This is a genomic window from Streptomyces sp. AK010 (assembly GCF_014207295.1).
GTDB lineage: Bacteria > Actinomycetota > Actinomycetes > Streptomycetales > Streptomycetaceae > Streptomyces > Streptomyces massasporeus.
Genome location: NZ_JACHCX010000029.1, coordinates 15,665 through 34,684 on the forward strand (window position 1 = coordinate 15,665; position 19,020 = coordinate 34,684).

At 70.5% G+C, this 19,020-nt stretch carries 15 protein-coding genes and 1 pseudogene; 4 read left to right on the forward strand and 12 right to left on the reverse strand.

From position 1 onward, the window contains the following. Nucleotides 1-33: 33 nt before the first annotated feature. From HDC93_RS34660 to HDC93_RS34675, 4 genes are all read right to left on the reverse strand, one after another. Nucleotides 34-1,788 carry an NAD+ synthase gene (locus tag HDC93_RS34660; RefSeq protein WP_185014791.1) on the reverse strand — a complete coding sequence of 585 codons (1,755 nt, stop codon included), beginning with the start codon at nucleotides 1,786-1,788 and terminating at the stop codon, nucleotides 34-36. Nucleotides 1,789-1,881: 93 nt separating this feature from the next. Further along, nucleotides 1,882-3,819, reverse strand: coding sequence for a protease pro-enzyme activation domain-containing protein (locus HDC93_RS34665; RefSeq protein ID WP_185014792.1), 1,938 nt, complete (start codon nucleotides 3,817-3,819; stop codon nucleotides 1,882-1,884). A gap of 386 nt (nucleotides 3,820-4,205) precedes the next feature. Continuing rightward, nucleotides 4,206-4,826, reverse strand: a complete 621-nt coding sequence (locus tag HDC93_RS34670) for a DUF305 domain-containing protein (RefSeq protein WP_185014793.1) — start codon at nucleotides 4,824-4,826, stop codon at nucleotides 4,206-4,208. Further along, nucleotides 4,823-5,491, reverse strand: coding sequence for a DUF3105 domain-containing protein (locus HDC93_RS34675; RefSeq protein ID WP_185014794.1), 669 nt, complete (start codon nucleotides 5,489-5,491; stop codon nucleotides 4,823-4,825). Before HDC93_RS34675 ends, HDC93_RS34670 begins: the two co-directional genes overlap by 4 nt. 476 nt (nucleotides 5,492-5,967) lie before the next feature. Between HDC93_RS34675 and HDC93_RS34680 the strand changes: the two genes are divergently transcribed. Beyond that, nucleotides 5,968-6,417, forward strand: a complete 450-nt coding sequence (locus HDC93_RS34680; RefSeq protein ID WP_185014795.1) for an Rrf2 family transcriptional regulator — start codon at nucleotides 5,968-5,970, stop codon at nucleotides 6,415-6,417. A 124-nt stretch (nucleotides 6,418-6,541) separates the two neighbouring features. Here HDC93_RS34680 and HDC93_RS34685 read toward each other — a convergent pair whose 3' ends face one another. Further along, a complete protein-coding gene (locus HDC93_RS34685; RefSeq protein ID WP_185014796.1) occupies nucleotides 6,542-7,729 on the reverse strand; it encodes a globin domain-containing protein in 1,188 nt (395 codons plus the stop codon). Nucleotides 7,730-8,023: 294 nt separating this feature from the next. Here HDC93_RS34685 and glnA point away from each other — a divergent pair, with 294 nt between their 5' ends. Next, entirely contained in the window at nucleotides 8,024-9,385 is a 1,362-nt protein-coding gene (glnA, locus tag HDC93_RS34690) for a type I glutamate--ammonia ligase (protein ID WP_185014797.1), read from the forward strand. A 224-nt stretch (nucleotides 9,386-9,609) separates the two neighbouring features. Here glnA and HDC93_RS34695 read toward each other — a convergent pair whose 3' ends face one another. The 4 genes from HDC93_RS34695 to HDC93_RS34710 form a co-directional block, all read right to left on the reverse strand. Continuing rightward, a complete protein-coding gene (locus tag HDC93_RS34695) occupies nucleotides 9,610-10,347 on the reverse strand; it encodes a trans-aconitate 2-methyltransferase (protein ID WP_185014798.1) in 738 nt (245 codons plus the stop codon). Nucleotides 10,348-10,424: 77 nt separating this feature from the next. Beyond that, on the reverse strand, nucleotides 10,425-11,069 hold the full coding sequence (locus HDC93_RS34700; RefSeq protein ID WP_185014799.1) for a hypothetical protein: 645 nt from the start codon (nucleotides 11,067-11,069) through the stop codon (nucleotides 10,425-10,427). Next, nucleotides 11,062-11,481 carry an NUDIX domain-containing protein gene (locus HDC93_RS34705; protein WP_311774709.1) on the reverse strand — a complete coding sequence of 140 codons (420 nt, stop codon included), beginning with the start codon at nucleotides 11,479-11,481 and terminating at the stop codon, nucleotides 11,062-11,064. The genes HDC93_RS34700 and HDC93_RS34705 overlap by 8 nt, the downstream gene beginning before the upstream one ends. 60 nt (nucleotides 11,482-11,541) lie before the next feature. Then, a complete protein-coding gene (locus HDC93_RS34710; RefSeq protein WP_185014801.1) occupies nucleotides 11,542-12,474 on the reverse strand; it encodes a hypothetical protein in 933 nt (310 codons plus the stop codon). A gap of 455 nt (nucleotides 12,475-12,929) precedes the next feature. On the opposite strand from HDC93_RS34710, the pseudogene HDC93_RS34715 reads away from it, so the two are divergent. After that, nucleotides 12,930-13,389 (forward strand): annotated as a pseudogene (locus HDC93_RS34715) (TetR/AcrR family transcriptional regulator); the annotation flags it as partial. 150 nt (nucleotides 13,390-13,539) lie between these two features. Here the strand turns inward: HDC93_RS34715 and HDC93_RS34720 are convergent. Beyond that, nucleotides 13,540-14,163 carry a glyoxalase gene (locus tag HDC93_RS34720; protein WP_185014802.1) on the reverse strand — a complete coding sequence of 208 codons (624 nt, stop codon included), beginning with the start codon at nucleotides 14,161-14,163 and terminating at the stop codon, nucleotides 13,540-13,542. 57 nt (nucleotides 14,164-14,220) lie between these two features. Continuing rightward, on the reverse strand, nucleotides 14,221-14,667 hold the full coding sequence (locus HDC93_RS34725; RefSeq protein ID WP_185014803.1) for a VOC family protein: 447 nt from the start codon (nucleotides 14,665-14,667) through the stop codon (nucleotides 14,221-14,223). 349 nt (nucleotides 14,668-15,016) lie between these two features. Between HDC93_RS34725 and HDC93_RS34730 the strand changes: the two genes are divergently transcribed. Then, nucleotides 15,017-18,022: a bifunctional [glutamine synthetase] adenylyltransferase/[glutamine synthetase]-adenylyl-L-tyrosine phosphorylase gene (locus tag HDC93_RS34730; RefSeq protein ID WP_185014804.1), complete on the forward strand. Its 3,006-nt coding sequence runs from the start codon at nucleotides 15,017-15,019 to the stop codon at nucleotides 18,020-18,022. Here HDC93_RS34730 and HDC93_RS34735 read toward each other — a convergent pair. After that, complete coding sequence (locus HDC93_RS34735; protein ID WP_185014805.1) at nucleotides 18,019-18,999, reverse strand: phosphatase PAP2 family protein; 981 nt, start codon at nucleotides 18,997-18,999, stop codon at nucleotides 18,019-18,021. The two genes, HDC93_RS34730 and HDC93_RS34735, sit on opposite strands and share 4 nt — an antisense overlap. Between the last annotated feature and the right edge of the window lie 21 nt (nucleotides 19,000-19,020).

Sequence of the window (19,020 nt, forward strand, 5' to 3'; positions counted from 1 at the left end):
CACTTGCCTATCAAGGTCCCCCCGGCATGTCCCTCAGAGCGACTCCCGCCACCCGTTCGTGATCGGCAGGCGGCGGTCCTTGCCGAAGCCCTTCGGGGAGATCTTCGTGCCCGGCGGGTACTGGCGGCGCTTGTACTCGGCCGTGTCCACCATGCGCAGCGTCTTCGCGACCAGCTCCGCGTCGAATCCGGCCGCCACGATCTCGTCCGCGCCCCGGTCCCGGTCGACGTACAGCTCCAGGATCGCGTCCAGCACCGGGTAGTCCGGCAGCGAGTCCGTGTCCACCTGGCCCGGGCGCAGTTCCGCGCTCGGGGGCTTGCTGATGGAGCTCTCGGGGATCGGCGGGGTCTGGCCGCGCTCCCCGGCGGCCCGGTTGCGCCACTCGGCGAGCCGGAAGACCGAGGTCTTGTAGACGTCCTTGATGGGGCCGTACGCCCCGACCGAGTCGCCGTAGAGCGTCGAGTAGCCGACCGCCAGCTCCGACTTGTTGCCGGGGGCCAGGACGATGTGGCCCTCCTGGTTGGAGATCGCCATGAGCAGCGTGCCGCGCAGCCGCGACTGGAGATTCTCCTCCGCCAGGCCCGTGAGCCCCAGCGAGCCCATGTAGGCGTCGAACATCGGCTCGATCGCGACCGTGCGGTAGTTCAGACCCGTACGGCGGGCCAGTTCGGCCGCGTCGTCCTTGGAGTGGTCCGAGGAGTACTTCGACGGCATCGACACGCCGTACACGTTCTGCGCGCCCACGGCGTCGCACGCGATCGCCGCGACCAGCGCCGAGTCGATACCGCCCGACAGGCCGATCAGGACCGAGGAGAAGCCGTTCTTCGCGACGTACGCCCGCAGGCCCACGACCAGCGCCGAGTAGACCTCCTCGTCGTCCTCCAGGCGGTCCGCGTAACCGCCCGTGAGCTCGGGCTCGTACGGGGCGAGCGGCTCCTCCGACAGGACGACCCGGTCGATGCGCAGACCGTCGTCGACCACGCCCGTCGGCGCGTCGGCCGAGGTGGCCGGCAGGTCCAGGTCCAGGACCACGCAGCCCTCGGAGAACTGCGGCGCCCGCGCCACGACCTCGCCGTCCTTGTCGACCACGATCGAGTCGCCGTCGAACACCAGCTCGTCCTGGCCGCCGATCATGGCCAGGTACGCCGTGGTGCAGCCGGCCTCCTGGGCCCGCTTGCGGACCAGCTCCAGACGCGTGTCGTCCTTGTTGCGCTCATAGGGGGATGCGTTGATCGAGACCAGCAGGCCCGCCCGCGCCGAACGGGCGGCGGGGACGCGCCCGCCGTCCTGCCAGAGGTCCTCGCAGATGGCCAGGGCGACGTCCACGCCGTGCACCCGCAGCACCGGCATGCTGTCACCGGGCACGAAGTAGCGGAACTCGTCGAACACGCCGTAGTTCGGCAGGTGGTGCTTGGCGAAGTTCAGGACCACCTCGCCGCGGTGCAGCACCGCCCCGGCGTTCTGCGGCGCGCCGGCCGGCTGGCCGTACTTCGGCTGGGCGGTCGCACTGCGGTCGAGGTAGCCGACGATCACCGGCAGCTCTCCGAAGCCCTCGTCGGCCAGGCGCGCCGCGAGCGCGCGCAGCGCCGCCCGGGAGGCCTCCACGAAGGACGACCTGAGCGCCAGGTCCTCGACGGGGTACCCGGTCAGCACCATCTCCGGGAACGCCACGAGATGCGCTCCCTGTTCGGCGGAGTGCCGGGTCCAGCGGACGATCGACTCGGTGTTCCCGGCGAGGTCGCCGACGCCGGCGTCGATCTGGTTCAGGGCGAGACGTAGTTGAGGCACGCCGCCCAGTGTAATCGTCAGTGCGACGCAATGGGGTGGTGTGGGTCACCGTGGTATGGATCACCCCACACCACCCCGGTCCCCTTGCGGAGGTCAGCGGCGCCGGTACGACTCGACGTAACCGCTCGCGGGCGTGCCCACGCCGGTGACGTCGTCATAGCCCTTCACGGCGGACAGCGAGCTGTCCTTGCCGAGGCTGCGCACGGATGTGGCCAGACCGCCGGTGGCGTCGTAGCCGTTCACGAAGTCGACCCGTGCCACGGCGAGACCCTTGCCCGTCGGGTTGTCGGTGACGTCGTGGTAGACCCTCGAGCCGTACTTCGCGTAGATCGCCGGGTTGGCGAAGCCGATCGCCTTGCCGCGAGCCTCCTGGGCCAGGGCCTGGACGGCCGCGATGGTCGGCGCGGCGAGCGAGGTGCCGCCGATGCGGTACTCGCTGTACGCCTGCTTCTTCCCGTCCGGCGAGCTCTGCGTCTGGCCGACCAGGAAGCCGGTGTTCGGGTCGGCGATCGCCGCGATGTCCGGGACGACCCGGTTGCCGTTCGCGCTGTTGGCCCTGGCCAGCGCGTCCGGCACGACACCCTGCTGGTAGTCGGGCTCGGCGACGGTCCTGCTGGTGCCGCCGCCCGCGCCGGAGGTGAAGGCGCCGGGGAAGTCCGTCCAGCTCTCGCCGTCCGCCGACAGCACCGCCTTGTCGGTGCCCCAGCCGGTCTCCCAGAGGTAGGTGTCGTTCTTGCCGACGGCCAGCGAGGTGCCGCCGACGGCCGTCACCCACGCCGAGTTCGCCGGGGAGTCGACCTGCTTCGTGCCGGAGCTCGCGACCTCGTCGCCGTCGTCGCCGGAGGAGAAGCAGAAGCCGATGCCCTCGACCGCGCCCAGCTGGAACACCTGGTCGTAGGCGGCCGCGAGGTCGGGCGTCTGCGCGGCCTCCACCTCGCCCCAGGAGTTGGAGACGATGTCGGCCAGGTGGTTGTCGACGACCTTGCCGAGCGCGTCGAGCAGGTCCCCGTCCATGCAGGAGGCGGCGCCGACGTACGTGACGTCCGCGGCCGGTGCGACCGCGTGCACCGCCTCGACGTCCAGGGTCTCCTCGCCGTACCAGCCGGACGCCCCGCAGTCCTCGGTGTTCGTGTACGTCGCGGGCAGCGACTGGTGCAGCTGGCCCGTCTTCCACGCCGCGTCGCCGTTGCGCTTGGCGTAGGTGCCGGCGTCGTAGGCGATCGTCGGGGAGGCGTAGGCGTCCGTGATGGCGACCCGGACGCCCTTGCCGGTGCGCGTGCCCGCGCCGTAGGCGGCCCGCAGCTGCTTGCCCGTGTAGCCCTTCACGGCGTACGGGACCTTCTTGCCGTACGCGCTCGGGAGCGTGCTCGCGGTCTTCGAGCCGTAGTACGAGGAGAACGGCCCGGAGTTGCGGAACACGGTGTCCGGCGGCGGCAGTCGGTCGTCGTGCGTGGCCATGTGCGGCGCGTTGTCCAGCCCGGTCACGGTCAGGACGGCGTCGGCCAGGCCCTGTGGCACGGAGGCGGCGCTCGCCGGGGCGCGGTAGGTCTTCGAGCCCTTGGCGAAGTTGTGCAGCTGGGTGCCGAACGCCTTCTCGGCGGCGGCCACGTCGCCGGTGACGGACACGTAGTGCCGCGTGACGCCGGTGACCTTCAGACCGGCCGCCGTCAGCCAGGACTTCACGGCCGCCACCTGGGCCTTGGTGGCGCCGAAGCGGGCCCGCGCCTGCTTGGCCGTCAGGTACTCGCCGTACGAGGCCGAGTCCGGGTCGGAGACGGCCTTCGCGTAGGCGGCGAGCCCTGCGGCGTCCTTGCCGGCCAGGTAGACCCGGGCCGAGACCCGGGCGCCGTCGGAGGTGGCGCCCTTGTCCGCCTTTGCCGTGGCCCACGCGGGCCGGGTCCCGGCCAGCAGGTCGCGGAGCGGGTGGCCGGCGGCGTGCGCCGCGGGTATGCCGAGCGCCAGCGCACCGGCGAGCATCGGCAGTGTCGCTGCCACGCTCACGGCGCGCACCTTGGCGCGGTTGGATCTCATGGAACCCCCTGTGCGGTTCGTCGCGAGTGGATCACTCGACGGTCGCCACTCTCGCGATGAACCGTTCATGCCAGGGAATTGCGCAGCCCAAGAAGCGCCCTATGGAAACCAAGAAGAGCCCAAGAGACCGCTGGAGAGGGCGTTTTGAGGCTTACGCGCCGACCGAAGCACGCCCGGGAGGGCGCTCCGCGCCCGCGGTGATCGTCCTATGCTCAGGAGGCCGCTCCACGACCGCGCCGACGCCTTCGCTCGCGGTGACTGCTCCGTGACCGCGCCGACGGCTCGTCGCCCGCGGTGATCGTTCTATGCCCGGGAGGGCCGCTCCACGCCCCGCGCACACCGCTCGGCACTCCGCCCCAAGCGCTCGACGCCCCGAGCCCACCGCTCTACGACCGCGGCTTCGCGCCCCGCTCCTTGAGCATGTCGGCCATCAGGGAGATCTCCGACTGCTGCGCGTCCACCATGCCCTGCGCGAGCCGCTTCTCCACGCCGACCTGGCACTTGGCCACGCAGCCCTCGGCCATGTGGATGCCGCCCTTGTGATGGTCCGTCATCATCTGGAGGTAGAAGACCTCCGCCTGCTTCCCGTCGAGCTCGCCGAGCTTCTTCATCTCGGAGTTGGTCGCCATGCCCGGCATCAGCGCGCCGTCCTTGCCGGACGCCATGCCGCCCATGTCCATCCAGGTCATCGGCGGCTCGGAGGACACCTTGGGCAGGCCCCACAGGTCGAGCCAGCCGAGCATCATGCCGCGCTGGTTGGCCTGCGTCTGCGCGATGTCGTACGCCAGGCGCCGGACCTCCTCGTCTTTCGTGCGGTCGCGCACGATGTACGACATCTCCACGGCCTGCTGGTGGTGCACCGCCATGTCCCGGGCGAACCCGGCGTCCGCGGACTCGGCGGACGGCGTCCTGCCGCCGCCGTCGTCCCCGGCGACCGCGTAGGTGATCGCACCGGCGGCGACGAGCGCCGCCGTCGCGGCCCCGGCGATCAGGCCGACATGCCTCACTTCGACAGGCCGTTCGTGCACGCGGCGCCCGGCTCGGGGGTCTGCTCGCCCTGGACGAACTTCTCGAAGAACTTGTCCACGTTCGGGTCGCTCGCGCTCGTCACCGTGCGCTGGTGGCCCCACGCCGAGAGCATGATCGGGTCCTTCTGGTCGTCCATCGGGCTCATCAGCGTGTACGGCGTCTTCTTCACCTTCGCCGCGAGCGCGTCGATGTCGGCCTTCTTCGCGGCGGCGTTGTACGTCACCCACACCGCGCCGTGTTCCAGCGAGTGCACGGCGTTGGTGTTGTTCAGCTTCTCGGTGTAGACGTCGCCGTTGCAGTTCATCCAGACCTGGTTGTGGTCACCGCCGACCGGCGGCTCGGACGCGTACTTCACGGCCCTGGAGACGTGGTTGCGGGACAGCTTCCCCTCCCAGGTCTTCACCCCGTCCTCGCCCGTCACGAACTTGCCCTTGCCCGAGGAGTCGCTCGCCGCAGCGGTGTCACTGCCCTTGTCGTCCTGGGACCGCACGAGCACGACGCCGCCGACGACGAGTCCGGCGACGACCACGACGCTGGCCGCGATGACGAGGACCCGGTTGCGACGCTCACGGGACTGCTCGGCGCGCCGCATCTCCTCTATGCGCGCCCTGCGGTCCGTGTTGCTCTTCTTGGCGGAGCCCATGAGGTGTCCTTCGTGGGAAAGTGACAGTCGGGTGGGCTGATCGTAGTGGGGGAGACGGGGCGCCTCGTAGGGCGGCCGCCGGAATGGGCCGAATCGATACGGCACCGACAGCTGGGCGACAGGTTCACCGGTGCCGGGGGCTGTCTCCCGCCGCCCGGGCCGGTGGCCACGACCTGGATTCCGGCCGGCGGAGGCCGGCGGAGGCCGGATCGCCCGCCGGCGGGGCTCGGATCGCCGGCCGGTGGGGCTCGGATCGCCGATCGGCGGGGCTCGGATCGCCGGCCGGTGGGGCTCGGATCGCCGATCGGCGGGGCTCGGATCGCCGGCCGGTGGGGTTCGGATCGCCGGCCGGCGGGGCTCGGATCGCCGATCGGTGGGCGCGGACGGCCGGGCGGCGGAATCAGCGGACGGCCGGGTGGCCGGGCGGCGGGCACGGATAATTTGAACCGGGGATTCCCATTACCTACGCTGCATGCATGCGGCTGCTGCGCTCCACCGACCTCGCCCTGCGGGTCCTGATGCGGCTCGCCGTCGCGGGCGGGTCGAGTCCGACGACCCGGGACGTCGCGGACGGCATGGACGTGCCGTACACCCACCTGGCGAAGGTCGTCGCCGAGCTCCAGCACATGGGCCTGCTCGAGGCCCGCCGTGGCCGAGGCGGCGGCCTCACCCTCACCGAGCAGGGCCGCACGGCCTCCGTGGGCGCCGTGGTCCGCGCCTTCGAGGGCAGCGGCGACGTCGTCGACTGCGAGGGCGCCACCCCCTGTCCCCTCAACTCCGCCTGCCGCCTGCGCGGCGCCCTGCGCCGGGCCCAGGAGGCGTTCTTCGCCTCACTGGACCCGGTCACGGTGGAGGACATCGTGGCGGAGCCGACGGGAGTGCTGCTGCTGGGGATCTCGCGGGGCATCGATCCCCGCGACGTCTAGGGCCCGGTTCCCCCTACCAGGGCCCGGTTCCCCCGATCAGGTCCGGTTTCCCCCGATCAAGGCCTGTTTCCCCCGATCAAGGCCTGTTTCCCCCGATCAGGGCCTGTTTCCCCCGACGGCAGGCCTAGGCCTGACCCGCCAGCCACAGGTCCGGGCCGAACACCTCGTAGTGGATGTCTGCGGGTGCCACGCCCTTCGCGATCAGCTGGGTCCGCACCGCCCGCATGAAGGGGAGCGGTCCGCACAGGTACGCGCGCGTGCCCGGGGCCGCCGGAACGCCGGTGAGGTCGACCAGGCCCGGGTGGGTGCCCGCCGGGGCGTCCTGCTCGTACCAGAGGTGGACGGCCGCGTCCGGGAGCTTGGCCGCGTAGGCCTCGTGGTCGGTGCGCAGGGCGTGGGTCGCGGGGGAGCGGTCGGCGTGCACGACGGTGACCGGGGCGCGGTGCCCCGAGTGGGCGAGGTGCGCCAGCATCGCGGTCATCGGGGTCACGCCGATGCCGGCCGAGGCCAGCAGCAGCGGCGTGCCGGAGTCGGCGTCCAGGGCCAGGTCGCCGTACGGCTCGGAGACCTCCAGGACGTCACTCACCCCCACGCGCGCGTGGAGGTGGTTCGAGACCTCGCCGTCGGGGGCGCCGGCCGTGTGCACGCGCTTCACGCTGATCTGCCGCAGGTCCGGGCCGGGCGCCCCGGACAGGCTGTACTGCCGTATCTGCCGGGCGCCGTCCGTGAGGGTGACGCGGACGGAGACGTACTGGCCCGCGAGGAAGTCCCGGACCGGGCCGCCGTCGGCCGGCCGCAGCCGGAACGTGGCGACGTCCGCGGTCTCGGCGACCCGCTCGACGACCTCCCAGGCCCGCCAGGCGGGCCCGCCGCGCTCCTCGCGCAGCCGCCGCTCCACGGCGATGAGCGCGTTCGCCATCAGCCAGTAGACCTCGTCCCAGGCGGCGGCGACCTCCGGCGTGACCGCGTCGCCGAGCACCTCGGCGATGGCGGCGAACAGGTGCTCGTGGACGACGCCGTACTGCTCCGGCGTGACGCCGAGTGAGGCGTGCTTGTGGGCGATGCGCTGCAGCATCGCGTCCGGCCGCTGCCCCGGACGGTCCAGCAGGTGCGTCGCGAACGCGGCGATGGAACCGGCCAGAGCCTGGCGCTGGGTGCCGGAGGCCTGGTTGCCCCGGTTGAACAGGTCCCGCAGCAGCTCCGGGTGGGCCTCGAACAGCCCGGCGTAGAAGCGCTCGGTGATCGTGCCGAGGGCCGCGCCGACGGCGGGGAGTGTGGCGCGGACGGTGGCGGCGGACTGCTCGGACAGCATCGGGGCTCCTCAGGGCTCGGCTGGGGGCACGCTATGTAAAGTTGCATATGATATGCAAATTAAGCAGGTGGGGCGGCGAAGGGAACCGGCCGTTACGGATACCGGTGCGAGCAGGCACTATGGGCGGAAGAGCAGTTCACCTGCCGTATGCGAGGCGTTCGACCCCGGGCCGGCCGGGCGATCATGGTCCGCAACGCGTACGAAACGGTGGTGTGGTCTGATGCTCTGGTGCCCGACCGCCTCCCGTGGTACGGAAGACAGGCGGCCTGACCAGCAAGGATGGGGAAGCGGAAGATGGACAAGCAGCAGGAGTTCGTGCTCCGGACGTTGGAGGAGCGCGACATCCGGTTCGTACGCCTGTGGTTCACGGACGTGCTGGGCTTCCTCAAGTCGGTCGCCGTGGCCCCGGCCGAGCTGGAGCAGGCCTTCGACGAGGGCATCGGCTTCGACGGCTCGGCGATCGAGGGCTTCGCCCGGGTCTACGAGTCCGACATGATCGCCAAGCCGGACCCGTCGACCTTCCAGATCCTGCCCTGGCGGGCGGAGGCCCCGGGCACGGCCCGCATGTTCTGCGACATCCTCATGCCGGACGGCTCCCCGTCCTTCGCGGACCCGCGCTACGTGCTCAAGCGCGCCCTCGCCCGCACCTCCGACCTGGGCTTCACCTTCTACACCCACCCGGAGATCGAGTTCTTCCTGCTGAAGGACCGGCCGCTGGACGGCAGCCGTCCGGTGCCCGCAGACAACTCCGGCTACTTCGACCACACCCCGACCAACGTCGGCATGGACTTCCGCCGCCAGGCGATCACCATGCTGGAGTCGATGGGCATCTCGGTCGAGTTCTCCCACCACGAGGGCGCCCCCGGCCAGCAGGAGATCGACCTCCGCTACGCCGACGCGCTCTCCACGGCCGACAACATCATGACGTTCCGCCTCGTCATGAAGCAGGTGGCCCTGGAGCAGGGCGTGCACGCCACGTTCATGCCGAAGCCGTTCTCCGAGCACCCCGGCAGCGGCATGCACACGCACCTGTCGCTCTTCGAGGGCGACCGCAACGCGTTCTACGAGTCGGGCTCGGAGTACCAGCTCTCCAAGGTGGGCCGCTCCTTCATCGCGGGGCTGCTGCGGCACGCGGCGGACATCTCCGCCGTCACCAACCAGTGGGTGAACTCCTACAAGCGCATCTGGGGCGGCGCGGAGCGCACCGCGGGCGCGGGCGGCGAGGCCCCCTCCTACATCTGCTGGGGCCACAACAACCGCTCGGCCCTGGTCCGCGTCCCCATGTACAAGCCCGGCAAGACGGGCTCGGCGCGCGTCGAGGTCCGCTCCCTCGACTCCGGCGCCAACCCCTACCTGGCCTACGCGGTCCTGCTGGCCGCCGGCCTCAAGGGCATCGAGGAGGGCTACGAGCTCCCGCCGGGCGCCGAGGACGACGTCTGGGCCCTCTCCGACGCGGAGCGCCGCGCGATGGGCATCGAGCCGCTCCCCCAGAACCTGGGCGAGGCCCTGACCCTCATGGAACGCAGCGACCTCGTCGCCGAGACCCTCGGCGAACACGTCTTCGACTTCTTCCTGCGCAACAAGCGGCAGGAGTGGGAGGAGTACCGCTCGGAGGTCACGGCGTTCGAGCTGCGGAAGAACCTGCCGGCGCTGTAGGCGCGGGTCGGAGCGGTTCGGCGGGTGATTCACCGGAGGGGGCCGGCGGCTGTCGCACCGCCGGCCCCCTCTTGTGTCTCTTGGATCTCGTGTCTCTTGGTGTAACCGGACGGGCCGAACAGAAAGGGCAGCCGCGTGTCGCCCGGCGGCTGTCCGTGCTCAGAAGAACTCGGTCTCCGGCGCGCTGTCGGCCACTGGGCAGTGGGCCGTCCCGTCGGGGTCCGTCAGCCGCCGGTCGCGGCCTTGCGGAAGCCGAGCCCCAGGAAGACGGGGATGGTGCTCCACCACTTCTCGAAGCTGGACCAGTCCTCCCACTTCCTGTCCCCCACTGTGTCCGGTTGCTGGGGCGGCTCGCGCATGTCGTCGAGATGCATCCCATGCCGGGCGAAGGCCTGGATGTACCAGCTGACCGGTCTGTGGAAGTACCGGTGTCCACCGAAGTCCGGAAGGATGCGGGTCTCGTGCTCCAGATAGCCGGTGACCTTCCGGTAGCGCTCCTTGGTGACAGGGTCTTCGACGCGCTCACGCATATAGAAGGCCGGATGCGGCATCGAGACCAGGAACAGCCCTCCTGGGCGCAGGGCGACGGCCGCATCTCCCAGGAGCCGGTCGAGATGGGCGATGCACTGCAGGGAAAACCTCGCGACCATCGCGTCATAGCCGGAGACCGCTCCGGCCGGCCCGAGGCCACCGACCAGATCTGCGGTGTGGAAGGCGAGATCCGGATACCGCAGTCGGGCCTGCTTGATCATCGACTCGCTTCCGTCGACTCCGCTGGCCACCGCACCTTGGGTTGCCAGCGAGTGGGCGAGCCAACCGTGCCCGCAGCCGATGTCGAGCACCGACTTGCCGGACAACGGCCGTAGTCGTTCGTGGAAGAAGTCCGTCAGGTGGTGGAAGCTGGACGTGGCCCGTGATTCGGCGAGTTCGATGTAGCGGTCGGCGATGCGATCCCACGTCACAAGGTCTTGCGAGCCTGGGCCGTCGTACGTGGTGTCTTCCATGGACCCCCTAGCCGTGCCTGTCGGCGTTCATCTGCTCATCGGGCGGTGCCGATGGCGATGTGGCGCAGCGTGCGGTACTGAGCCCGCAGATCGCGGTGAGTGAGCCAGTCTCCGGTGCTCTCTCGATAGCTGAAACTGTGGTCGGTGGCCGGACTGCCCTGGACGAGCAGGGTGAGGGTTTCACGCTGGATATCGGCAAGCCGGTGCACCTCCGTGGGCCGCATGGCCAGAGTGTCACCCGCCCGCAGGGTTCGGGAGTTCAGCAGTTCCGGAGGCCCCGCCGGCAGTTCCGGGCTGCGCAAAGGGCGGTAACTGTCGTTGCGGTAACCGCCGTTCAGTACGACGGACACGAAGGGATAGCGGTGGTTGTGCGGCACCTGGGCGTAGCGCACGCGCAGGTCCTCCGGCGGCCGGTACTGGTGCAGCCATACGCGAACGTGACGGCCCTCGGCGACGAACAGATCGGCAAGGTTCCACTTGAAGTGAGTCGGGGTCTCATGCGATCGCCGTTCGACCTCGCCGTAGCGATCGGCACCCCAGGAGAAGATGTGCTGCAGGAGTGTGACGCGGCGGCTGAATGCCTCATGGAACAATGTCTCGAGCGAGGCAGCGGGGAACCCGTCGCCGGGTGAACCGGCGACTATGTCCTTGATCGACTTGTACAGCCCGTCCTCATCCATGCCCGCCTGCCGCTCCCAGGGACCGCAGGTGGGGCAAGCCTTGTTCGATTGTGTCGATCATGAAGGGTTCCAGCCCGAACGCGCGGAGCTCGGAGAACTCCAGCCAGCGGTGGTCCTGACTTGACCTGTCCAGCTGCACCGATCCCTCGAGGGCGGTGACGACGTAGTTGAGCTGGATGTTGTGCAGGCTGACGCCGTCTTTCGTGCTCATGAAGCGGGAGGAGCCCGCCAACGGCCCAACGGTGCCACTGAGCCCGGACTCCTCCTTTAGCTCGCGCAGCACCGCGTCCTCCAGTTCCTCCCCGAACTCGATCTTCCCGCAAGGCACGCCCCACGCACCCGGCAGGAACTTCTCCCGCTCACTGCGCTGCAGGAGCAGAACACGCCCGTCGCGCACCGCGATCGCCGCCACGAGTACGTTGAATCGTTGGTCTGACACTGGTGGGAACCTTTCGGCTGGGAATGCGTGAAATCAACTCAAAGCTTCTCTGACAAATGCTGCTTCAAACCGTTCGTTCCGTTGTCGCAAGGCCGCGAGCAGTTCCTCGTTCGCCTGCGTCATTCCGCAGTCCCGGAGTGCCGCCAAGAGTTGATCGTCTGTCGTCTGGCGGTCGAACACGAGCTTCGTCCCGCACAGGTCGTAGATGCGCTCCCCCTCCAGGCGCTGAAGCGCATAGACGAGGGACTCGTTCGAGTAGCGCTGTGTTCCGGGGAAACGGGAACGCAGGCTGGTTTCCATGTTGTAGACCGACATGTATACGTCGCTGTCGAACATCTCCACGCGCATGACGGAGGAGGCAGAGGCGCTCAGTCCGATCTCCACGCGGACACGGCTGCAGATTCCGTGCAGTGAGACGATGGAACGGAAGGTCTCCTCACGCAGTCCGTCCTTGATCTGCTGAAGTGTCCTGCCCGCATACTTGGGATTGCTGGCACGGTCCGCGGCGCGGGCGGACAGGGCGTCATCGGACCGAGGGTCGATCATCACGACCCGGACCCTGGTGATCCGGTCTCCGTTGCGCCGTACGCGAGGGGCGACGTATTTCGCGCTCGCTCCACGGAACGTGTAACTGCCCGACGCCTCCAGCGAAGCGGTCAGATCGGCGTTGAAGCGGTTACCCCGGTATTCCTGGGTGGGGGCGTACTCCCGCAGAGGGAGGTAGCGGGTGTTCAGTTTCCTGAACTCGGCCAGGATGGCGTCCTGTTGAGCCTCCAGCTGGCCGGAGAGCTGAGTCTGCAGGAAGCGGTCGTGCTCGGCGTCGAGCAGCCAGCTGATGATGAGCGCGAAGACGGCGGAGCCGGCGATGCCGGTGCCCAGAGCGCCTACCTGCTGGGCTCGGGACGTTTCGTGGTCGAAGCTGACCAGTCCGACGGAGAGCAAAAGGCTCAACAGGATGACGACCAAGAAAGCGTAACGTCGCAGTCTGAGCCGGTCGGTGAACCTGTCGCCACCATTCCCCCCTGGTGCAGCAGTCACCAACCCTCCGAACCGAATACGGGGAGCCCGTTGGTCACTCCCGATGCGGATAGATCGAGCCCATGCCCTCCGGCGCCGAGCTCCCCCATGTTGCTACGGACGTGGTAAGGAGGGGAGAGGTTGGTCGGGCTGTTGCCGGGAACGACCGAAAACAGACCCTTCATGCGCGATGAATGATCCACGGTGTTATATAAGCGGCAGGATTCGACAAGGGGGGAAGCTGCGCTCTGGGTGCTCTCCGGCGCCCCCTCGCGCGTGTCGGCGACAACTGTCGCGGCTTCGTTTGCCGTCGCCGTCGCCGTCGCCGTCGCCGTCGCCGTCGCCGTCGCCGTCGCCGTCGCCGTCGCCGTCGCCGTCCCGCCCTCGCCAGTCGCCTTTTCGGCGCCTGTGTCTCCCACCGCAGGATCGCCGCCCGGGCCGGGGTGCCGCTCGGCTCGATGACCTACCACTTCAGCGGCATCGACGAGCTGCTGAGGGAGGCCTTCACCCGGTTCGCCGACCACATCGTGGCCGTCTTCGAGCACCACCTCGGCCGTGCCGAGACATGCGAGCAGGTCCGTGAAGCCGTCACGGACCTCGTCCACGCCCTGTCCGAGGGACCCGGCGTGACCTCGTCCTCGCTCACGAGCTCGAGCTGTACACCCTGGCCGCCCGGCGGCCCGAAACCGCGAGCTGACGCAGGCCTGGATGCGCCGCAGCCGCCTGCTCCTGGAACATTACTTCGACTCCGTCACGGCATGTCAGCTGGACGCGCTGATCGAAGGACCGACCCTGCACCGCTGCCTCGACGGCGAGCCGCGCAGCCGTGAGCTGCCGCGGCTGGCGGTGACCCGCCTGACGGCTGTGCCAGTCCTGAGGCCCGCCCCCGTCCCATCGATGCCGGCCCGCCCCCGTCCCATCGATGCCGGCCCGCCCCCGTCCCATCGATGCCGGCCCGCCCCCGTCCCACCGATGCCGGCCCGCCCCCGTCCCATCCATGCCTGCCCGCCCCCGTCACACCGCCGCACTCTCCGACGCCGTCGTCCAGGCGAAGCCGTCCGGGTCGGTGAACGGCCCGGCGTCGCTTCCGACGGCGAGGCGGTGGGAGCCGGTGCCGTCGGGGGAGACGCCGGCGACCTTGGCCAGGCCGCTGCGCTTGTACAGGGCCAGCTTCACGGGCCCCTCGGAGGCGAACTCGACGTACTTGCCGCCGAAGCTCTTGCCCACGGCCAGCCCGTGCTCGACGTAGAACTGCTTGCTGGCCTTCACGTCCTCGACGCCGAGCAGCAGGACGAACTCGTCGACCTGCTTGGTCGCCGGGCCGGTGTTCTTCTTCGACGACGACGCGAGCTGCCAGATCGTCCCGTCGGGGGCCTGTACGACGCCCCCGTAGCCCCAGAGCGACTTCGCGGCGGGCTTCAGCGTCGTCGCGCCGGCCTGCACGGCCGCGTCGAGGAGGGCGTCCACATCGGCCGGCTGGGAGACCACGAGCGACAGCGTGAACCCGCGGAAGCCGGAGGTCGGTTCCTCCGACGCCCGCAGGCGCAGCCGGTCGCCCAGACCGAAGGCGGCGGAGTAGAAGCGGTCGGCGGCTGCGGGGTCGTCCACCTCGAGGGTGACGGATGCGATGGAAGTCATGACAATGACGCTAATCGCGCGCCACGAGCCCCGCTTCTCGATTCCTGACCAGGTTGTTCAGGCCTGCTTCCGCTTCAGGTCCGCCAGCAGCCGGTGCAGTGGCTCGGTGGCCCTGCGCCGGTACTCCTGCACCGCCCACCCGTTGCCGTCCGGATCCTGGAAGTGCATGAACGTCGCGCCGTCGTCCGGGGAGTACTGGACGGGTTCCGAGACGTCGAGGCCACGGGCGACCAGCTCCGCGTGGGCCGCCTTGATGTCGGCGACGCACAGCTGCAGACCCTGGTAGGAACCGGGGGCCGGGGTCGGGCCGGGGGTCATCTGCCAGATCGACTCGCCCAGCGCGATCGAACAGCCGGAACCCGGAGGGGTCAGCTGGACGATTCGCATCCCGGGCATGACCTCCTGGTCGATGTCCACGTGGAAGCCGACCTTGTCCCGGTAGAAGTCCCGGGCACGGTCGACGTCCGACACGGGCAGTGGGATGACTTCGAGGGTGATGTCCATGGCGTGACTCCTTCGTCCGGCCTCATGAGAACCGATCACCTTGTCCGGCGGAAGCCGCTGACGCGGGCTGAAGCCGGCTGAACGGTTCCCCTCACCGAAGCCGATAACGGTGTGCCGCGCCACCGAGTGGACGGCCGCACGGCCCATGCCGCAGGGGAAATGGCCCTCGCGTACCCCCGGTGGCCGGAAACCGCCGTAGCGCGCCTCCCCCTTCGCGGCCAGTCGCCGTAGCCACGCGCCCGCCCCGTCCGCCTGCCGGACTCAGCGGCGCTTCCCCCGCCCCGGGCGGTTACGCTCAAAGCCGTATTGATCCGATGCATGTCCGAGGAACAGCGCGAGGGAGGCCCGGATGACGGCGGCGCCGGGGCGCAGGAGCAGCACTTTCACACGGCTGCTGCGGCACGGTTTCACCGACGCCTCCGCCGCCGAACGGCTCCTGGACAGTCCTGAGCTCGCGCCGCTGCGCGACGACCCGGTGCTGCTGGAGGCGCTGGGCGGCACCGCCGACCCCGATCTCGCGCTGCTCGGGCTGGTCCGGCTGCTGGAGGCCCAGCAGAGCCCCGGCGCCCGGGAACTGCTCGACACGCTGATCTCCTCCAAGCCCCTGCGCGACCGTCTCCTCGGTGTCCTCGGCGCCTCCACCGCCCTCGCCGACCACCTCGCCCGGCACCCGGACGACTGGCAGGCCCTCGTCATGTACGAGGCCTACGACCTGCACCCCGGGGTGGAGGAGTTCGAGGCCGGCCTCGCGGAGGCCACCGACCCGGTCTCCCTGCGCGTCGCCTACCGGCGCTGTCTGCTGTCCATCGCCGCCCGGGACGTCTGCGGCACCACCGGCCTCGCCGAGTCCGCCGCCGAGCTCGCCGACCTGGCCACCGCCACCCTGCGCGCCGCCCTCGGGATCGCCGAGGCGGCCGCGCCCGAGGACGCCGCCATGTGCCGGCTCGCGGTCATCGCGATGGGCAAGTGCGGCGGCCACGAGCTCAACTACGTCTCCGACGTGGACGTCATCTTCGTGGGCGAGGCCACCGAGGGGACCGACGAGACCAAGGCACTGCGGGCCGCCACCCGGCTCGCCTCGCACATGATGCGGATCTGCTCCGAGACGACCGTCGAGGGCTCCATCTGGCCCGTCGACGCCAACCTCCGGCCCGAGGGCAGGAACGGCCCGCTGGTGCGGACCCTCTCCAGCCACCTCGCCTACTACCAGCGCTGGGCCAAGACCTGGGAGTTCCAGGCGCTGCTCAAGGCCCGCCCGGTGGCCGGCGACCTCGACCTCGGCGCGGAGTACGTCGCCGCCGTCCAGCCGCTGGTGTGGAAGGCCGCCGAACGCGAGAACTTCGTCCCCGACGTGCAGAAGATGCGCCGCCGGGTCGTGGAGAACATCCCCGTCGCCGAGGTCGACCGCCAGCTGAAGCTCGGCCCGGGCGGCCTCCGGGACGTCGAGTTCGCCGTGCAGCTGCTCCAGCTGGTGCACGGCCGGGCCGACACCTCCCTGCGCAGCGGCACGACCCTGGACGCGCTGGGGGCCCTCGCCGCCGGCGGCTACGTCGGCCGGGCCGACGCGGCGCAGCTCGACGAGGCCTACCGCTTCCTGCGCTCCATGGAGCACCGCATCCAGCTCTTCCGGCTGCGGCGCACCCACCTCGTCCCCGAGGAGGAGGACGAGCTGCGCCGCATCGGCCGCTCCCTCGGCCTGCGCACGGACCCGGTCGCCGACCTGCACCGCGAGTGGCGGCGGCACGCGGGTGTCGTACGCCGTCTGCACGAGAAGATCTTCTACCGGCCGCTGCTCGACGCCGTCGCCCAGCTCGCCACCGGCGAGGCCCGGCTCAGCACCGAGGCGGCCCGGGAGCGCATGGTCGCCCTCGGTTACGCCGACCCGGCCTCCGCCCTGCGCCACCTGGAGGCGCTGGCCTCCGGCGTCACCCGCAAGGCCGCCATCCAGCGCACCCTGCTGCCCGTGCTGCTCGGCTGGTTCGCCGACTCGGCCGACCCGGACGCGGGCCTGCTCAACTTCCGCAAGGTCTCCGACGCGCTGGGCAAGACCCCCTGGTACCTGCGGCTGCTGCGGGACGAGGGCGCCGCCGCGCAGAACCTCGCCCGGGTGCTGTCCGCCGGCCGGCTCGCGCCCGACCTGCTCATGCGCGCCCCGGAGGCGGTGGCGCTGCTCGGCGACGGGGACGGCGGCGGCCTCGAGCCACGGCCGCGCGCCCACCTGGAGCAGGAGATGTACGCCGCGGTGAAACGCGCCGACGGCGCGGCCCAGGCCGTCACGGCCGCCCGCGGGGTGCGCCGCCGCGAGCTGTTCCGCACGGCCGCCGCCGACATCGTCGGCTCCTACGGCACCGAGGAGCAGCCCGCCGAGGCCGACCAGGGCGCCCTGGTGGACCGGGTCGGCGGCGCGGTGTCGGACCTGACCGCCGTGACCCTCGCCGGCACCCTCCGCGCGGTCGTACGGGACGGCTGGGGCGACGAGCTGCCCACCCGGTTCGCGGTCATCGGCATGGGCCGGTTCGGCGGCCACGAACTGGGCTACGGCTCCGACGCGGACGTGCTGTTCGTGCACGAACCGCGCGACGGCGTCGACGAGCGGGAAGCCTCCCAGGCGGCCAACAAGGTCGTCTCCGAGATGCGCCGCCTGCTGCAGATCCCCAGCGCCGACCCGCCTCTGCTCATCGACGCCGACCTGCGCCCCGAGGGCAAGTCCGGGCCGCTGGTCCGCACCCTCACGTCGTACGCGGCCTACTACCGCCGGTGGGCCCTGACCTGGGAGTCGCACGCGCTGCTGCGGGCCGAGCCCGTCGCCGGTGACGAGGGCCTGGGGCGCCGCTTCATCGAGCTGATCGATCCGCTGCGCTACCCGGCGGACGGGCTCGCCGACGAGGCGGTACGCGAGATCCGGCGGCTGAAGGCCCGCATGGAGTCCGAGCGGCTGCCGCGCGGCACCGACCCCAAGCTGCACGCCAAGCTCGGGCCGGGCGGGCTGTCCGACGTGGAGTGGACCGTGCAGCTCATGCAGCTGCGGCACGGCTCGGCGGAGCCGGGCCTGCGCACCACCCGCACCCGCGAGGCCCTGGCCGCCGCCCGCGCCGCCGGGCTCATCACGGACGAGGACGCGGCGACCCTCGACGAGGCCTGGGTCCTCGCGACCCGCGTCCGCAACGCGGTGATGCTGGTCCGCGGCCGGGCCGGCGACACGTTCCCGACGGAGCCCCGGGAACTGGCCGCCGTGGGCAGGTATCTGGGCTACGGCCCCGGCCACGCGGGCGACATGCTGGACGCGTACCGGCGCACGGCACGCCGGGCACGCGGCGTGGTGGAGGAACTGTTCTACGGCATCGCCGAGCGCTAGGACCTGCCGGACCACCCTGGGGACCTGTCCGGCACCCCCTGGGACCTGTCCGGCACCCCCTGGGACCTGTTCGTCACGCCACGCCCTGACGTCCCGGCCGCAGCCCTCCCGGCCGCAGCCCTCCCGGCCGCAGCCCGGGAGCTGCGCGGCCCGCGCGTCGGCACCGTCCGCGGCAGCGCGTACGGCTGCCTGCCGTACCAGAGCCGCGCGACCGTGAACCCGAAGGCCAGGCACAGCATGCCGCCCACCGCGTCCAGCCAGAAGTGGTTGGCCGTGGCGACGATGACCACCAGCGTCAGCGCCGGGTACAGCAGCCCCAGCACCCGCACCCAGGGGACCGTCGCCAGGGCGGCGATCGTCAGCCCGCACCACAGCGACCAGCCGATGTGCATCGACGGCATCGCGGCGTACTGGTTCGACATGTGCTTCAGATCGCCGGACGCCATCGAACCCCAGGTCTGGTGGACCATGACGGTGTCGATGAAGTCGCCGCCGTTCATCAGCCGCGGGGGTGCCAGCGGATACAGGTAGTAACCGACCAGGGCTACGGCCGTGGTCGCGAACAGCACCAGACGGGTTGCCGCGTACCGGCCGGGATGGCGACGGTACAGCCACACCAGGACACCCAGTGTGACGATGAAGTGCAGCGTCGCGTAGTAGTAGTTCATCCCGACGATCAGCCAATGCACCGAGTTCACGGCGTGGTTGACCGACTCCTCGACGGCGATGCCCAGATGGTGCTCGACCTGCCAGATCCAGTCGGCGTTGTGCAGCGCCTCGGTCCTCTGCTCGGGCACGGCGTTGCGGACGAGCGAGTACGTCCAGTAACTCACCGCGATCAGCAGGATCTCGAACCAGAAGCGGGGCCGGCGCGGAGTGCGCAGCCGGCGCGGCGGACCGTGCCCCGAATCGGCCGCAACGGTCTCCGGGAGGGCCGCTTCCAGGCCCTCCGGCTTCGTTACGGTCGTTTCACCCATAGACGCAAAGTCTGCCAGAAA